Below are 13,394 nucleotides of genomic sequence, written 5' to 3'. Positions count from 1 at the left end.
CTGAGGAGTTCTTATGAAACGCACAATCCCCGAACCCGACCTTGACTACCTGCAACGGGTACTGCTGGAAATGCTAGCCATCCCCAGCCCTACCGGGTTTACCGATACCATCGTGCGCTATGTCGCAGAACGCCTCGAAGAACTCGGAATCCCCTTTGAGTTGACCCGGCGCGGCACGTTGCGGGCCACTCTAAAGGGCCAGAAAAACAGCCCGGATCGCGCCGTCTCTGCCCACTTGGACACCATCGGCGCCAGCGTGCGGGCGATCAAAGACAATGGGCGTTTGGTGTTAGCGCCCGTGGGCTGTTGGTCTAGTCGCTTTGCCGAAGGCAGCCGGGTCAGCTTATTTACCGACAATGGCGTGATTCGCGGCAGTGTGTTGCCATTAATGGCCTCAGGCCACGCATTCAATACCGGGGTCGATGAACTGCCGATCAGTTGGGATCACATTGAATTACGTCTGGACGCCTACTGCGCCACCCGCGCCGACTGCGATTCACTAGGCGTCAATGTCGGCGATTTTGTGGCCTTTGATCCACTCCCGGAATTCACGGACAGCGGTCATATCAGTGCTCGCCACCTGGATGACAAAGCAGGTGTTGCGGCGTTGTTGGCCGCGTTAAAGGCCATCGTCGACAGCGGCCAACAGCCACTGATTGACTGCCATCCGCTGTTCACCATCACCGAAGAAACCGGCAGCGGCGCCGCAGCGGCATTGCCGTGGGACGTGAGTGAGTTTGTCGGCATTGATATCGCACCCGTAGCACCGGGCCAACATTCCAGCGAACACGCGGTGAGTGTGGCGATGCAGGATTCGGGGGGGCCGTATGACTATCATTTGTCGCGCCATCTGTTGCGTTTGGCGAGCGAAAACGAGTTGCCGGTACGCCGCGATATGTTCCGCTACTACTTCAGCGATGCGCATTCGGCAGTAACCGCCGGGCATGACATTCGTTGTGCATTGCTCGCCTTTGGCTGTGATGCGACCCACGGCTATGAGCGCACCCACATCGACAGTTTGGCGGCGTTAAGTCGCCTGCTTGGGGCGTACATCCTGAGCCCACCCGTGTTTGCCAGCGACGCACAGCCCGCACAAGGCTCGCTGGATCGCTTCAGTCATCAGCTGGAACATGACGCACAGATGGAGAGCGACACCCGAGTGCCGTCGGTAGACAGTTTGATGGGGGACAACCGAGGCTAAACAAACAAAAAACGCCCGCAGGCTGCGAACGCGTGATCGTAAAAATCACACAATCGCAGCCTACGGGCGTGTCGCGGGTTGTTACACCTGAGACTGTGCGCCTTCAAACCACGCCAGCTTCTCACGCAGCAATACCACTTCGCCCACGATCACCAGCGTAGGGGCGTGAACTTCATGCTCTGCCACCAGTGTCGGTAAATCGCTCAACGTGCCGGTAAATACTCGTTGGTTGGACGTTGTGCCTTGCTGTATCAGCGCGGCGGGCGTGGCAGGTGAACGCCCATGTGCGATCAACTGTTCGCAAATAGTCGGTAAACCCACCAGCCCCATGTAGAACACCAAGGTTTGTGCCGGGGCGACCAAGTCGTTCCACGGCAGATTGCTGGTGCCGTCCTTCAAGTGCCCGGTCACGAAACGCACAGATTGGGCGTAGTCGCGATGGGTCAGCGGAATCCCGGCATAGGCTGCGCAACCACTGGCTGCGGTAATCCCCGGCACGACTTGAAAAGGAATCCCGTGGGCGGCCAGCTCTTCGATTTCTTCGCCGCCACGACCAAAGATGAACGGGTCGCCGCCTTTAAGCCGAACCACACGCTTGCCTTGCTTGGCCAAATCCACCAATTGCTGATTAATCTGGTCTTGGGGCACGGCATGGTCAGCACGACGCTTGCCGACGTAAATGCGCTCGGCGTCACGACGGCATAGCTCAAGAATCGCAGGGGCGACCAAACGGTCGTAGAGCACCACGTCCGCCTGCTGCATCAAACGCAGTGCGCGAAAGGTCAGCAAATCCGGATCACCCGGGCCAGCACCCACGAGGTAAACCTCGCCGGTAGCCTTGGTGGCTTGGCCGTTGATCTTGGCCAGCAGCAAGCGCTCGGCTTCAGTCCCCTGCCCGGCCAGTTGGCGGTCAGCAATCGGGCCTTGAAAGACGTCTTCCCAGAAAGCGCGGCGTTGCTGCACATCCGGGAACAGGCCTTTGACCTGAGCACGAAAACGCGCGGCCAACCCCGCCAACTGACCATAAGTCGAAGGAATCCAGGTTTCGAGCTTAGCGCGAATCAAGCGGGCCAAGACCGGCGCATCACCACCACTGGAAACCGCAATCACCAACGGCGAACGGTCCACAATGGCGGGAAAAATCACACTGCACAAAGCAGGCGCATCCACCACATTGACCGGCACACAACGGCGATGAGCATCCGCACTGACTTGAGCATTAAGCGGCTCGTCATCGGTGGCGGCGATGATCAATCCGCAGCCATCAAGGTCGGATTCAACATAGCCACGCAACACCAGCTCTCCACCGCTGCTGTTAACCAGCTCGCACAGTTGGGCCTCTATGGCGGGTGCAACAACCCGCAGCACTGCCCCGGCATCGGCCAGCAGTCGGGATTTGCGCAAGGCAATTTCCCCACCACCGACCACCAGCACACGACTGCCACGCAGGTTATGAAACAGCGGCAGAAACTCCATTTAGCCGATGACCTCAATGCCGCCCATGTAGGGCTTGAGCACTTCAGGCACACGGATCGAGCCGTCAGCCTGCTGGTAGTTTTCAAGCACGGCAACCAAGGTACGGCCTACTGCCAAACCAGAACCGTTGAGGGTGTGAACCAGCTCAGGTTTGTTGGTTTCAGGGTTACGGAAGCGGGCCTGCATACGACGGGCCTGGAAGTCGCCACAGTTGGAGCACGACGAAATTTCGCGGTACTTGTCCTGGCTCGGGATCCACACTTCCAGATCGTAGGTTTTGACCGCGCTGAAGCCCATGTCACCTGTGCAAAGCGCCAGCGTGCGATAAGGCAGCTCAAGCAATTGCAGGACTTTTTCGGCGTTGCCGACCAAGCCTTCCAGTGCCTGCATCGAGGTGGATGGCTCAACGATCTGCACCATTTCAACCTTGTCGAACTGGTGCTGGCGGATCATGCCACGCGTGTCACGGCCCGATGCGCCAGCCTCACTGCGAAAGCATGGCGTGTGTGCCACAAACTTGATCGGCAGCGATTTGTGATCGACGATTTCGCCCGACACAATGTTGGTCAGCGACACTTCGGCGGTCGGAATCAAGTACAGATCGGCTTCGCCTTCGCGGCTGATCTTGAACAGGTCTTCTTCGAACTTAGGCAACTGGCCCGTACCTTGCAGCGCAGGTGCTTGCACCAGGTAAGGCGTATACGCCTCTTCGTAGCCGTGTTCATTGATATGCAGGTTGAGCATGAACTGCGCCAACGCACGGTGCATACGTGCGATAGGGCCGCGTAACAAGGCAAAACGTGCACCAGACAACTTGGCCGCCGTTTCGAAATCCAGCCAGCCGTATTGTTCGCCCAGTGCAACGTGATCCTTGATCTCAAAATCAAAGGTCTTGGGTGTGCCCCAGCGACGAATTTCTACGTTGGCGTCTTCATCAGCACCTACCGGCACGGAGGCGTCTGGCAGGTTTGGCAGGCTTAGCAGAATCGAGTCCAGCTCGGTCTGAATGGCGTCCAATGCAACCTTGCCGTTGTTCAGCTCGCTACCCATGGTTTCGACGCTCGCCATCAGCGGCGCGATGTCTTCACCACGGGCCTTGGCCTGACCAATGCTCTTGGAAATGGCATTACGCTCAGCCTGCAACCGCTCGGTCAGGGTCTGCACTTCTTTGCGCTTGGCTTCCAGCGCGTCGATACGTGCCACGTCCAGCGTGAAGCCACGGGATGCGAGGCGATCCGCTACGTCCTGCAGGTTGCTACGTAACAGTTTGGAATCGAGCATGTCGGTTTCTCGTTTATCAAAGTTTGGTCAGGGACAGGCCAGCCCATGTTGCAAGCAGCCCGCCGAATACGCTGAGGGCCGCATAGCCCAGTGCCAGTGGCACTTGCCCGCTTTCAAGCAGGCGCACCGTATCCAGTGAAAAAGATGAAAAAGTGGTTAACCCACCCAGGAAACCGACCATCAGTCCGGCACGGACTTCAATCGGTACTTCCGGGCGTATCAGAAAAAGTCCGTAAAGGACGCCAATCAGCAGGCAGCCCACGATATTAACGGCCAACGTCGCGGTATAAAAGTGCCGCGGCCAATTGGCGGTAATCCAGTTACCCGTCGCAAAGCGCAGCAAGGTGCCTGCAATGCCGCCTGCCGAGACGGCCGCGATCAACGCAATCATGGCTTTCGGCGCTGTATGGGGCTGACACGATCAAGTGCTGCCAAGTGTTTTAGCTTCTCGCCGATCTTCAATTCAAGCCCACGCGGCACAGGCTGATAGAGCGCCAAGGGCTCAAGTTCATCCGGGAAGTAGTCTTCACCGGCCGCGTAAGCGTCGGGCTCGTCATGGGCGTAACGGTATTCGTCGCCATAGCCGAGTTGTTTCATCAGCTTGGTTGGCGCATTACGCAAATGCAGCGGCACTTCAAGCGAGCCATGCTCGCTGGCACTGCGCAGTGCAGCCTTGAAGCCCATGTACACGGCATTGCTTTTGGGCGCACAGGCCAAATACGTGATTGCTTGTGCGACGGCCAGCTCACCTTCCGGGCTGCCGAGACGCTCTTGCACGTCCCACGCCGACAAACACAAGCTCAACGCGCGAGGGTCTGCGTTACCAATGTCTTCACTGGCCATGCGCACTACACGTCGGGCGATGTACAACGGGTCGCAGCCGCCATCAATCATGCGTGCAAACCAATACAACGCACCGTCCGGGTTAGAGCCACGTACCGATTTATGCAATGCAGAAATCTGATCGTAAAAAGCCTCGCCCCCCTTGTCGAACCGACGCTGAGTGTCGCCCAACAAACTTTGCAACAGATCGGTGCCAATTTCGCTGTTGTCTTCAGCTAGATCCGAGGCGTTTTCAAGCAGATTAAGCAACCGCCTGCCATCACCGTCCGCGGCCCTGAGCAAGATATGAAACCCTTCTTCACTGAGGGTTAAACCACGCTTGCCCAAGCCTCGTTCTTCGGTCAGTGCGCGCTGCACCAACTTATGCAAAGCGGCTTCATCAAGGCTTTTGAGCACATACACTCGCGCCCGCGAAAGCAGCGCGTTATTGAGTTCAAAAGACGGGTTTTCAGTGGTCGCACCAATGAAGATCAAGGTGCCGTCTTCCACATAAGGCAAAAACGCATCCTGCTGTGACTTGTTGAAGCGATGCACTTCGTCAACGAACAGGATGGTACGCCGTCCATACTGGCCAGCTTGCTGCTTGGCGATTTCGACAGCTTGACGGATCTCTTTGACCCCTGCCAAAACCGCCGAAACGGTTTCAAAGTGCGCATCCGACACTTCAGCCAGCAACCGCGCCAAGGTGGTTTTACCCACACCCGGCGGCCCCCAGAAAATCATCGAATGCAGCGCGCCCTGCTCCAGCGCTTCGCGCAAGGGCTTGCCGCGTGCGAGCAGGTGCTGTTGGCCGACATATTCATCCAGGTTGGTTGCGCGCAAACGGGCAGCCAAGGGTTGAGCTATCGGAGCGCTTCGAAACAAATCCATGAGCAGCGTTTAAAACCTCTTGTCCCAGGCTTATTCCTGGATCACATCAGCCCCTTTCGGGATGTCGAACTTGAATTTTGACGCTGGGATCGGCTCGTTGGCCTTCACTCCAGTGAACAAAATGTTGGTGCGCTGCCCCACGCTGTCAATCAACTGCATATCGTTGATTTTGCCGCTACGAAACGACAGGCGTAGGGAATCGAACAACGTGTCTTTGGTTTTAGGTTTCAAGGTGAAGTCCTTCACCTCACCGGCCTCTTTAGAGGTGATGTCAAAACTTTCGCTGATTTTAGACACATCACCCGACAACAACAGGGCAGGGGTTTGAGTTAAACGCTGATCAAGCTTCTTGATCGTGGCCTGCTCCAGATCAGGGTCCCAGAGGGTGACTTTCTGACCATCAGAAATCATCGTCTGCTCGTTAGGAGCATCGGTGTGCCAGTAGAACAGGCCCGGACGCTGCAAAGCCATCTCACCAGCAGTTTCCTGTAATTGTGTACCGGAGCCATCAAGTGTGAGCTGCGTAAAACGGCCAGTAAGCGTTTTCGAGCTTTCTAGAAGGTTGGTCAAACTCTGAACATCTGGCTGAGCGGCACTGGCGGAAAATGCAGTAAAGGCCAACACCGGTAACAAAAGCATGCTGATAAGACGCATGAAAATCCTCATTGATTGGTTTAACGCTGCCTGCTTGTACGCAGGCAGGCATAATCAGTCGCGTATTGGAGCAGGCGCCAGCACTTCACGCGAGCCATTGGTATTCATTGAAGTTACGACCCCGGCCATTTCCATGGACTCGATCATGCGCGCAGCGCGGTTGTAGCCGATTTTCAATTTGCGCTGTACCGCCGATATTGAGGCGCGGCGACTTTCCAGAACGAACTGAACGGCCTCGTCGTACAGCGCATCGGTTTCAGCATCATCACTGCCTTCGCTGCTGCCGCCGTCAAACCCGCTGCCGGGCTCTTCAACGCCGGCAAGAATGTCATCGTTGTAGTCCGGGCTGCCACGCAGCTTCCAGGCTTCAACCACACGGTGTACTTCTTCATCCGATACAAACGCACCATGCACACGAATCGGCAGGCTGGTGCCTGGCGGCATGTACAGCATGTCGCCGTGGCCCAGCAATTGCTCGGCACCGCCTTGATCGATGATGGTACGTGAGTCGATCTTGCTTGAAACCTGAAACGCCATGCGGGTCGGAATGTTGGCCTTGATCAAGCCAGTGATCACGTCAACCGAAGGGCGCTGTGTGGCGAGTATCAAGTGGATGCCCGCGGCTCGCGCTTTCTGGGCAATACGGGCGATCAGCTCTTCAACCTTTTTGCCGACGATCATCATCATGTCGGCAAATTCGTCGACCACCACCACGATGGTTGGCAACTTGGTTAGCAACGGCGCTTCGTCGTGAATGCTTTCACGCTTATACAGCGGGTCGGTCAAGGGTTCGCCAGCCGCTTCTGCGTCCTTGATTTTCTGGTTGAAGCCCGCAAGGTTACGCACCCCCATCTTGGCCATCAGCTTGTAGCGACGCTCCATCTCGGCAACGCTCCAACGCAGAGCGTTGGCCGCATCCTTCATGTCGGTAACCACTGGGCACAGTAAATGCGGGATGCCTTCGTAGATCGACAGTTCAAGCATTTTCGGGTCGATCATGATCAGCTTGGCGTCTTCAGGGCCAGACTTGAACAGAATCGACAGGATCATGGCGTTAACGCCTACCGACTTACCGGAACCGGTCGTACCGGCCACCAGCAAGTGTGGCATTTTGGCCAAATCGGTGATCACTGGCTTGCCGCCAATGTCGTGCCCCAGGGCCAAGGTGACGGGCGATTTAGCGTCGTCAAATTCAGGGGTCGACAACACCTCCGAAAAGCGCACGATCTGGCGGTCTTCGTTAGGAATTTCGATACCAACCGTGGTTTTACCGGGGATGACTTCAACCACCCGCACGCTGGTCACTGCCAGCGAACGAGCCAAGTCTTTGGCCAGGTTGGCGATACGGCTTACCTTGACCCCGGCAGCAGGCTGAATTTCGTAGCGAGTAATAACCGGGCCCGGGTGGATAGAGTCAACCGAGACCTCAACCCCAAACTCCTTGAGCTTGATCTCAAGCAGGTGCCCCACAGCGGCCAACGACTCTGGCGAATAATTGAGTTGTTTCTTCTCGGCCGGGTCAAGAATCGAAATGGGAGGCAAAGTGCCCTCTACTGCACTGTCGACAAACAACGGCACTTGTTTCTCTTTTTGCACACGCTTGCTCGGCTCTGGAGCCTTGGCTGGGGCCGGAGCAATCACGGCAGGCACATGTTTTTCGCGCTCGGCCATGTGCTTGCTCAGCGCCTGCTCGCGTTCGATCAAGCGCTCTTTGGCCTTGGCTTGTTCGCGTTTGTCAGAAACGCTCGGTGCGACCACTTCGCTGACCCGTGTATCCACCTCACGCAATTGCGCCACAAGCTGTTTGCGCTCATTGCGCTCCGACCACCAGCGATTGGCAGCGCCTTGAATCAGCTCAAACAAATCCAGAGTGATTTTGCCGGTGACGTCCATGACCTTGAACCATGACAAGTCAGTGAAAACCGTCAAACCGAACAGAAACAGGGCAATCAGCAACAAAGTGCTGCCCTGAATGTTCAGGGCGTTCTTGGCCAGATCACCCAGACTTTCACCCAGTGCGCCACCCGCACCCGCTGGTAGGCCTTCGGCGGAGTGAAAGTGAATGTGAGCCAGCGCTGCTCCCGAGAGCACCAAAAAAACCAGACCGATCAAGCGCCACGAAAACAACCAGCCACTCCACTGCCACGGCTGATGCCGTTCACGGAAAATCTGGTAGGCCTTGACCGCCAGCAGCAGCGGGAAAATGTAGGCAAAGTAACCGAGCACCATGAACAGGATGTCAGCACTGTACGAGCCCGCAGGGCCGCCAAAGTTCTGCACATCCACCACACGGCTATTGTGGCTCCAGCCGGGATCATCCTTGCTGTAGGTCAGCAAGGCCATCATCAGAAACAGGCATAAGGCGCCTATAGCAATCAATGCACCTTCCTTAAGCCGGTAGTGCAATTGCTGACGCCAGAGAGGAACTGCTGTAGGTGCTGCTGTGGATTTCTTCAAAACGCGTCTATTCCTGCGCCTGCGGCGCGCCCAACTATTGATTGACTGCAAAATACTGTTCAAATCGAACAGGTGACAAGTTCAGACATGAAACTGGACTAGCCTTGCACACAGCCTTGTACTATTACCCGCAATGACATGATCAGCCGACCATGAAGTGCAGCGAACTATGTGCAGCTTAGAACAGCTCAAACAGGCGAGCCATTGTACGGGTTTAAGCCGTGGATGCCACGTTGACAAAGGGCGTGAGAAAAATCGCCCATCAGATACCTTTGAGGCGCCAATTTGAGCACGCATTACCTTTTGTGACAAAGACTTATAGCGCAACCAAAACAGTAACTGGTCAGATCGACTAAGACCGCACAAGCACCACAGAGTTGCAGCCTCCTCCCCTTATTCTGTAAGACTGATTGCCATGCTGACTTGGTTAAAACGCGACACCCTGACATTCCCGCCTTTAACAAAGGCAATGCGCGAGCCCAACGGCCTTCTGGCCGCTGGCGGCGATCTTTGCGCGGATCGGCTGATTCACGCCTACCGCCACGGGTGCTTTCCATGGTTTTCCGAGGGGCAGCCCATTCTTTGGTGGTCGCCTGACCCGCGCACGGTGCTGTTTCCCGAAGAACTGCACATCTCTCGCAGTTTGGGAAAGCTTCTACGCCAACAACGCTACCAAGTGAGCTTTGACCGGGATTTTGCCCGCGTGATTCAAGCCTGCGCCGCCCCGCGCAGCTATGCGGACGGCACTTGGATTACCGATGAAATGCAAAGTGCCTACATCGAGCTTCACGCTCGGGGCTTTGCCCACTCAGTAGAAGTGTGGGACAACGGTGAGCTAGTCGGTGGGCTGTATGGCCTGGCAATGGGCCAACTGTTTTTTGGCGAGTCGATGTTCAGTCGTGCCGACAACGCTTCAAAGTTCGGCTTTGCAACACTGGTCAAACACCTTCAAGCATGGGGTTTTGTGCTGATTGACTGCCAAATGCCAACCGATCATCTGCACAGTTTGGGTGCGCGCGCTATACCGCGTCAGCAGTTCGCCGATTACTTACGCGACCATCTGGATCAACCTACAACGGCCCAATGGGTTTTGTAGGCGAGTTTTGCGAGCTGGCTTACACTTAATTTAAAGATTTTCCGAGGGCCGATCATGACCGAGCTGGCGCGCTTGAAGTTTTATGCCACTCAACCTCACACTTGCAGCTACCTGCCCGATGAACAGGCCACCACGCTGTTCCTCGACCCCAGCCAGCCAATGGACGTGCAGGTGTATGCCGACTTGTCCGAAATGGGCTTTCGGCGCAGCGGCGATCACCTCTACCGTCCGCACTGCCAAAAGTGCGACGCCTGCACCCCGGCGCGCATTCCAGTGGCACGCTTTATCCCTAATCGTCAGCAAAAACGCATTTTCAAGCGCAACGCCGACTTAAAGGTGCAAGAGGCCAAGCCGGGGTTCAGTGAAGAGCATTTCGATCTTTACCAACGCTATATCGAACAACGCCATGCTGATGGCGATATGTTTCCGCCCAGCCGAGACCAGTTTTCGACTTTTTTGGTGCGTGACCTGCCGTTCTCGAAATTCTACGAGTTTCGCCTTGATGGACGCCTGCTCGCAGTAGCGGTAACCGACGTACTGCCTAATGGCTTATCAGCGGTCTACACCTTTTATGACCCGGATCAAGAGCGCCGCAGCCTTGGACGCTACGGGATTCTTTGGCAAATTGCCGAAGCCCGGCGTCTGGAGCTTGATGCTTTGTACCTTGGGTACTGGATCAAAAACTGCAAAAAGATGAATTACAAGACCGAATACAGGCCCATTGAGCTGCTGATTAACCAAAGATGGAGCACTCTTAACTGAACCCCTTGGCTTAAACCCCATTTTTCGGGCACAATGCACGCCGCTTTTGCCTGGCGCAGTTGCACCGGGCCATTCATTGGACACCGAGGGCTTTACTGCATGTCGAAAGAAGACAGCTTCGAAATGGAAGGCACTGTCGTCGACACCCTGCCCAACACCATGTTTCGTGTGGAGTTGGAAAATGGGCACGTCGTAACCGCGCATATCTCCGGCAAGATGCGCAAGAACTACATTCGTATTCTTACCGGTGACAAAGTGCGCGTCGAGCTGACGCCCTATGACTTGAGCAAAGGGCGCATCACTTACCGCGCTCGCTAATCAAGTCAATACAAAACGCCCGGTTATGCCGGGCGTTTTTGTGTGCGTTATCCGCTGGCGACGATCTTTTGATCCTTAAGGATCGCAGCCTGCGGCAGCTCCCACGGAATTGCGGTACAAAAAAAGCGCCTTTCGGCGCTTTTTTTGTACCGCGATATCAACTACGCCATTTCGACTGCAGTTTCATATTCAAAGGTCAGTTCGCCGTCTTTCAGGTCGATGTGAACCACACCGCCGTGATCGGCCAGCTCACCAAAGAGAATCTCCTCAGCCAACGGACGCTTGATTTTTTCTTGGATCAAACGCGCCATTGGTCGTGCGCCCATCAACACATCGTAGCCACCTGCTGCCAACCAACCGCGCGCCGCGTCTGTCACATCAAGCTGCACATGCTTGTCTTCCAGCTGTGCTTGCAGCTCGGTGAGGAACTTGTCCACCACATTTTTGATGACCTCATGACTGAGGCGACCAAACTGAATGATGGTGTCCAAACGGTTGCGGAACTCCGGAGTAAAGCTCTTCTTGATCGCTTCCATCGCATCGGAAGAGTGATCCTGGAAGGTAAACCCGATTGACGCCCGCGAAGCCGTCTCTGCGCCTGCGTTGGTGGTCATGATAATGATCACGTTGCGGAAGTCAGCCTTGCGCCCGTTGTTATCAGTGAGCGTGCCGTGATCCATCACCTGCAACAACAGGTTAAAGACTTCGGGATGCGCCTTCTCGATCTCATCGAGCAACAACACGCAATGCGGTTGCTTGGTAATGGCTTCCGTCAACAAACCGCCCTGATCAAAACCTACGTAACCTGGAGGCGCACCGATCAGACGCGATACGGTATGACGCTCCATGTACTCAGACATGTCAAAACGCACTAACTCGACACCCAAAGCCTTGGCCAACTGACGCGCAGCTTCGGTTTTACCCACGCCGGTAGGGCCCGCGAACAGGAATGAGCCGACGGGCTTGTCCGGTGATTTGAGGCCAGCACGAGACAGTTTGATAGCAGTCGACAGCGAATCAATCGCTGCATCCTGACCAAACACGGTCAGCTTGAGATCGCGCTCAAGGTTACGCAGCAGCTCTTTGTCGGAGCTGGAGACATGCTTAGGTGGAATACGGGCGATTTTCGCCACGATGTCTTCAACCTGCTCAACCTCAATGCGCTTGACGCGTTTTTCAACGGGCTGCAGGCGCTGGTAAGCACCTGCCTCATCAATCACATCAATGGCTTTGTCCGGCATGTGCCTATCGTTGATATAACGCGAAGCCAGTTCAGCGGCGGCCCGCAACGATTCATCGCTGTATTCAATATTGTGATGCTGCTCGAAGCGCCCTTTAAGGCCACGCAGGATCCCAATGGTGTCTTCAACCGATGGCTCGGACACATCAACTTTCTGGAAACGACGCGCCAAGGCCCGGTCTTTTTCGAAGATTCCGCGGAATTCCTGAAAAGTGGTCGAGCCAATGCAACGAATGTCACCCGAGGACAGCAGCGGCTTGAGCAGGTTGGAGGCATCCATCACCCCGCCAGACGCTGCACCAGCACCAATAATGGTGTGGATTTCGTCGATGAACAAAATCGCCTGGGGGCGTTTTTTCAACTCACCCAGCAGCGCCTTGAAGCGCTTCTCGAAATCACCACGGTACTTGGTGCCCGCCAGCAGTGCGCCAAGATCAAGTGAGTAGACAATGCTGTTAGCCAGCAAATCCGGCACTTGATTATCCACAATGCGCTTGGCCAAGCCTTCAGCAATTGCGGTTTTACCCACGCCTGCCTCGCCCACCAGCAACGGGTTGTTTTTACGACGACGAGCCAGAATCTGAGCCACTCGCTCAACTTCAAGCTCACGTCCTACCAGCGGATCAATCCGCCCTTGGCGGGCCAGTTCGTTCAAGTTGCTGGCATAAGCATCCAGAGGATTGCTTGAGGACGACGATTCGCCGCCCTCTTCATCCTGCATGTCGTGCTCGCCATCAGAGTGATCGCTATGGCCCGGCACTTTAGAGATGCCGTGGGCAATAAAGTTGACAACGTCGATGCGCGCCACGCTCTGCTGCTTGAGCATGAACACGGCCTGGCTTTCTTGCTCGCTGAAAATAGCGACCAGTACATTGGCACCCGTGACCTCACGCTTGCCAGAGCTTTGCACATGGAACACCGCACGCTGCAAGACGCGCTGAAAGCCCAGTGTTGGCTGGGTCTCACGGTCTTCATCGTGGACAGGGATCAGAGGGGTTGTGGAGTCAATAAACTCTTGCAGGTCATGCTTGAGTTTGTCGAGATTTGCGCCACAGGCGCGTAGAACGGTTGCGGCTGCCTCATTATCCAAAAGGGCCAACAGGAGATGCTCAACCGTCATGAACTCATGACGCTTGGAGCGGGCTTCCTTGAAGGCAAGATTGAGGGTGACTTCGAGCTCGCGGTTTAACATGGCT

11 protein-coding genes are annotated in these 13,394 nt (G+C 55.7%); 4 read left to right on the top strand and 7 right to left on the bottom strand.

All coding sequences use genetic code 11. The annotated features are described in order from the left end of the window. The first annotated feature begins 13 nt into the window (after nucleotides 1-13). The gene (locus tag ACZRJQ_RS08490; protein WP_463977914.1) at nucleotides 14-1,201 is read left to right on the top strand and encodes an osmoprotectant NAGGN system M42 family peptidase; all 1,188 of its coding nucleotides are present in this window, start codon (nucleotides 14-16) and stop codon (nucleotides 1,199-1,201) included. A gap of 81 nt (nucleotides 1,202-1,282) precedes the next feature. Here the strand turns inward: ACZRJQ_RS08490 and cysG are convergent, their stop codons facing one another. Genes cysG through ACZRJQ_RS08460 form a run of 6 tightly spaced genes read right to left on the bottom strand, consistent with a single transcriptional unit; the run spans nucleotide 1,283 to nucleotide 8,782 of the window. Beyond that, complete coding sequence (gene cysG / locus ACZRJQ_RS08485; protein ID WP_463977913.1) at nucleotides 1,283-2,677, bottom strand: siroheme synthase CysG; 1,395 nt, start codon at nucleotides 2,675-2,677, stop codon at nucleotides 1,283-1,285. Continuing rightward, the gene (serS, locus tag ACZRJQ_RS08480) at nucleotides 2,678-3,958 is read right to left on the bottom strand and encodes a serine--tRNA ligase (RefSeq protein WP_463977912.1); all 1,281 of its coding nucleotides are present in this window, start codon (nucleotides 3,956-3,958) and stop codon (nucleotides 2,678-2,680) included. A 16-nt stretch (nucleotides 3,959-3,974) separates the two neighbouring features. Then, nucleotides 3,975-4,349 (bottom strand): fluoride efflux transporter CrcB, encoded by a 375-nt coding sequence (gene crcB, locus ACZRJQ_RS08475; RefSeq protein ID WP_463977911.1) that lies wholly within the window; start codon nucleotides 4,347-4,349, stop codon nucleotides 3,975-3,977. Next, nucleotides 4,346-5,671, bottom strand: a complete 1,326-nt coding sequence (locus ACZRJQ_RS08470) for a replication-associated recombination protein A (RefSeq protein WP_463977910.1) — start codon at nucleotides 5,669-5,671, stop codon at nucleotides 4,346-4,348. Before ACZRJQ_RS08470 ends, crcB begins: the two co-directional genes overlap by 4 nt. Before the next feature lie 30 nt (nucleotides 5,672-5,701). Beyond that, the gene (gene lolA, locus ACZRJQ_RS08465; protein ID WP_463977909.1) at nucleotides 5,702-6,325 is read right to left on the bottom strand and encodes an outer membrane lipoprotein periplasmic chaperone LolA; all 624 of its coding nucleotides are present in this window, start codon (nucleotides 6,323-6,325) and stop codon (nucleotides 5,702-5,704) included. A gap of 54 nt (nucleotides 6,326-6,379) precedes the next feature. After that, nucleotides 6,380-8,782, bottom strand: coding sequence for a DNA translocase FtsK (locus ACZRJQ_RS08460; protein ID WP_463977908.1), 2,403 nt, complete (start codon nucleotides 8,780-8,782; stop codon nucleotides 6,380-6,382). A gap of 415 nt (nucleotides 8,783-9,197) precedes the next feature. Here ACZRJQ_RS08460 and aat point away from each other — a divergent pair, with 415 nt between their 5' ends. The 3 genes from aat (at nucleotide 9,198) to infA (ending at nucleotide 10,958) form a co-directional block, all read left to right on the top strand. Next, entirely contained in the window at nucleotides 9,198-9,878 is a 681-nt protein-coding gene (aat, locus tag ACZRJQ_RS08455; protein WP_463977907.1) for a leucyl/phenylalanyl-tRNA--protein transferase, read from the top strand. 54 nt (nucleotides 9,879-9,932) lie between these two features. Beyond that, nucleotides 9,933-10,640: an arginyltransferase gene (locus ACZRJQ_RS08450; protein ID WP_463977906.1), complete on the top strand. Its 708-nt coding sequence runs from the start codon at nucleotides 9,933-9,935 to the stop codon at nucleotides 10,638-10,640. A 99-nt stretch (nucleotides 10,641-10,739) separates the two neighbouring features. Further along, nucleotides 10,740-10,958 (top strand): translation initiation factor IF-1, encoded by a 219-nt coding sequence (infA, locus tag ACZRJQ_RS08445; protein WP_002553999.1) that lies wholly within the window; start codon nucleotides 10,740-10,742, stop codon nucleotides 10,956-10,958. 161 nt (nucleotides 10,959-11,119) lie between these two features. On the opposite strand, the gene clpA is transcribed toward infA, so the two are convergent. After that, nucleotides 11,120-13,390, bottom strand: a complete 2,271-nt coding sequence (gene clpA / locus ACZRJQ_RS08440; protein WP_463977905.1) for an ATP-dependent Clp protease ATP-binding subunit ClpA — start codon at nucleotides 13,388-13,390, stop codon at nucleotides 11,120-11,122. Nucleotides 13,391-13,394 lie beyond the last annotated feature (4 nt).

The sequence above is a fragment of the Pseudomonas sp. E315 genome, assembly GCF_055406205.1.
This window is presented reverse-complemented; position numbering and strand designations above follow the sequence as displayed.

Excerpts from the sequence above, each read along its gene's own strand:
- ACZRJQ_RS08490 (WP_463977914.1), top strand. The coding sequence starts at position 14 with ATGAAACGCACAATCCCCGAACCCGACCTTGACTACCTGCAACGGGTA.
- cysG (WP_463977913.1), bottom strand. The coding sequence starts at position 2,677 with ATGGAGTTTCTGCCGCTGTTTCATAACCTGCGTGGCAGTCGTGTGCTG.
- serS (WP_463977912.1), bottom strand. The coding sequence starts at position 3,958 with ATGCTCGATTCCAAACTGTTACGTAGCAACCTGCAGGACGTAGCGGAT.
- crcB (WP_463977911.1), bottom strand. The coding sequence starts at position 4,349 with ATGATTGCGTTGATCGCGGCCGTCTCGGCAGGCGGCATTGCAGGCACC.
- ACZRJQ_RS08470 (WP_463977910.1), bottom strand. The coding sequence starts at position 5,671 with ATGGATTTGTTTCGAAGCGCTCCGATAGCTCAACCCTTGGCTGCCCGT.
- lolA (WP_463977909.1), bottom strand. The coding sequence starts at position 6,325 with ATGCGTCTTATCAGCATGCTTTTGTTACCGGTGTTGGCCTTTACTGCA.
- aat (WP_463977907.1), top strand. The coding sequence starts at position 9,198 with ATGCTGACTTGGTTAAAACGCGACACCCTGACATTCCCGCCTTTAACA.
- ACZRJQ_RS08450 (WP_463977906.1), top strand. The coding sequence starts at position 9,933 with ATGACCGAGCTGGCGCGCTTGAAGTTTTATGCCACTCAACCTCACACT.
- infA (WP_002553999.1), top strand. The coding sequence starts at position 10,740 with ATGTCGAAAGAAGACAGCTTCGAAATGGAAGGCACTGTCGTCGACACC.
- clpA (WP_463977905.1), bottom strand. The coding sequence starts at position 13,390 with ATGTTAAACCGCGAGCTCGAAGTCACCCTCAATCTTGCCTTCAAGGAA.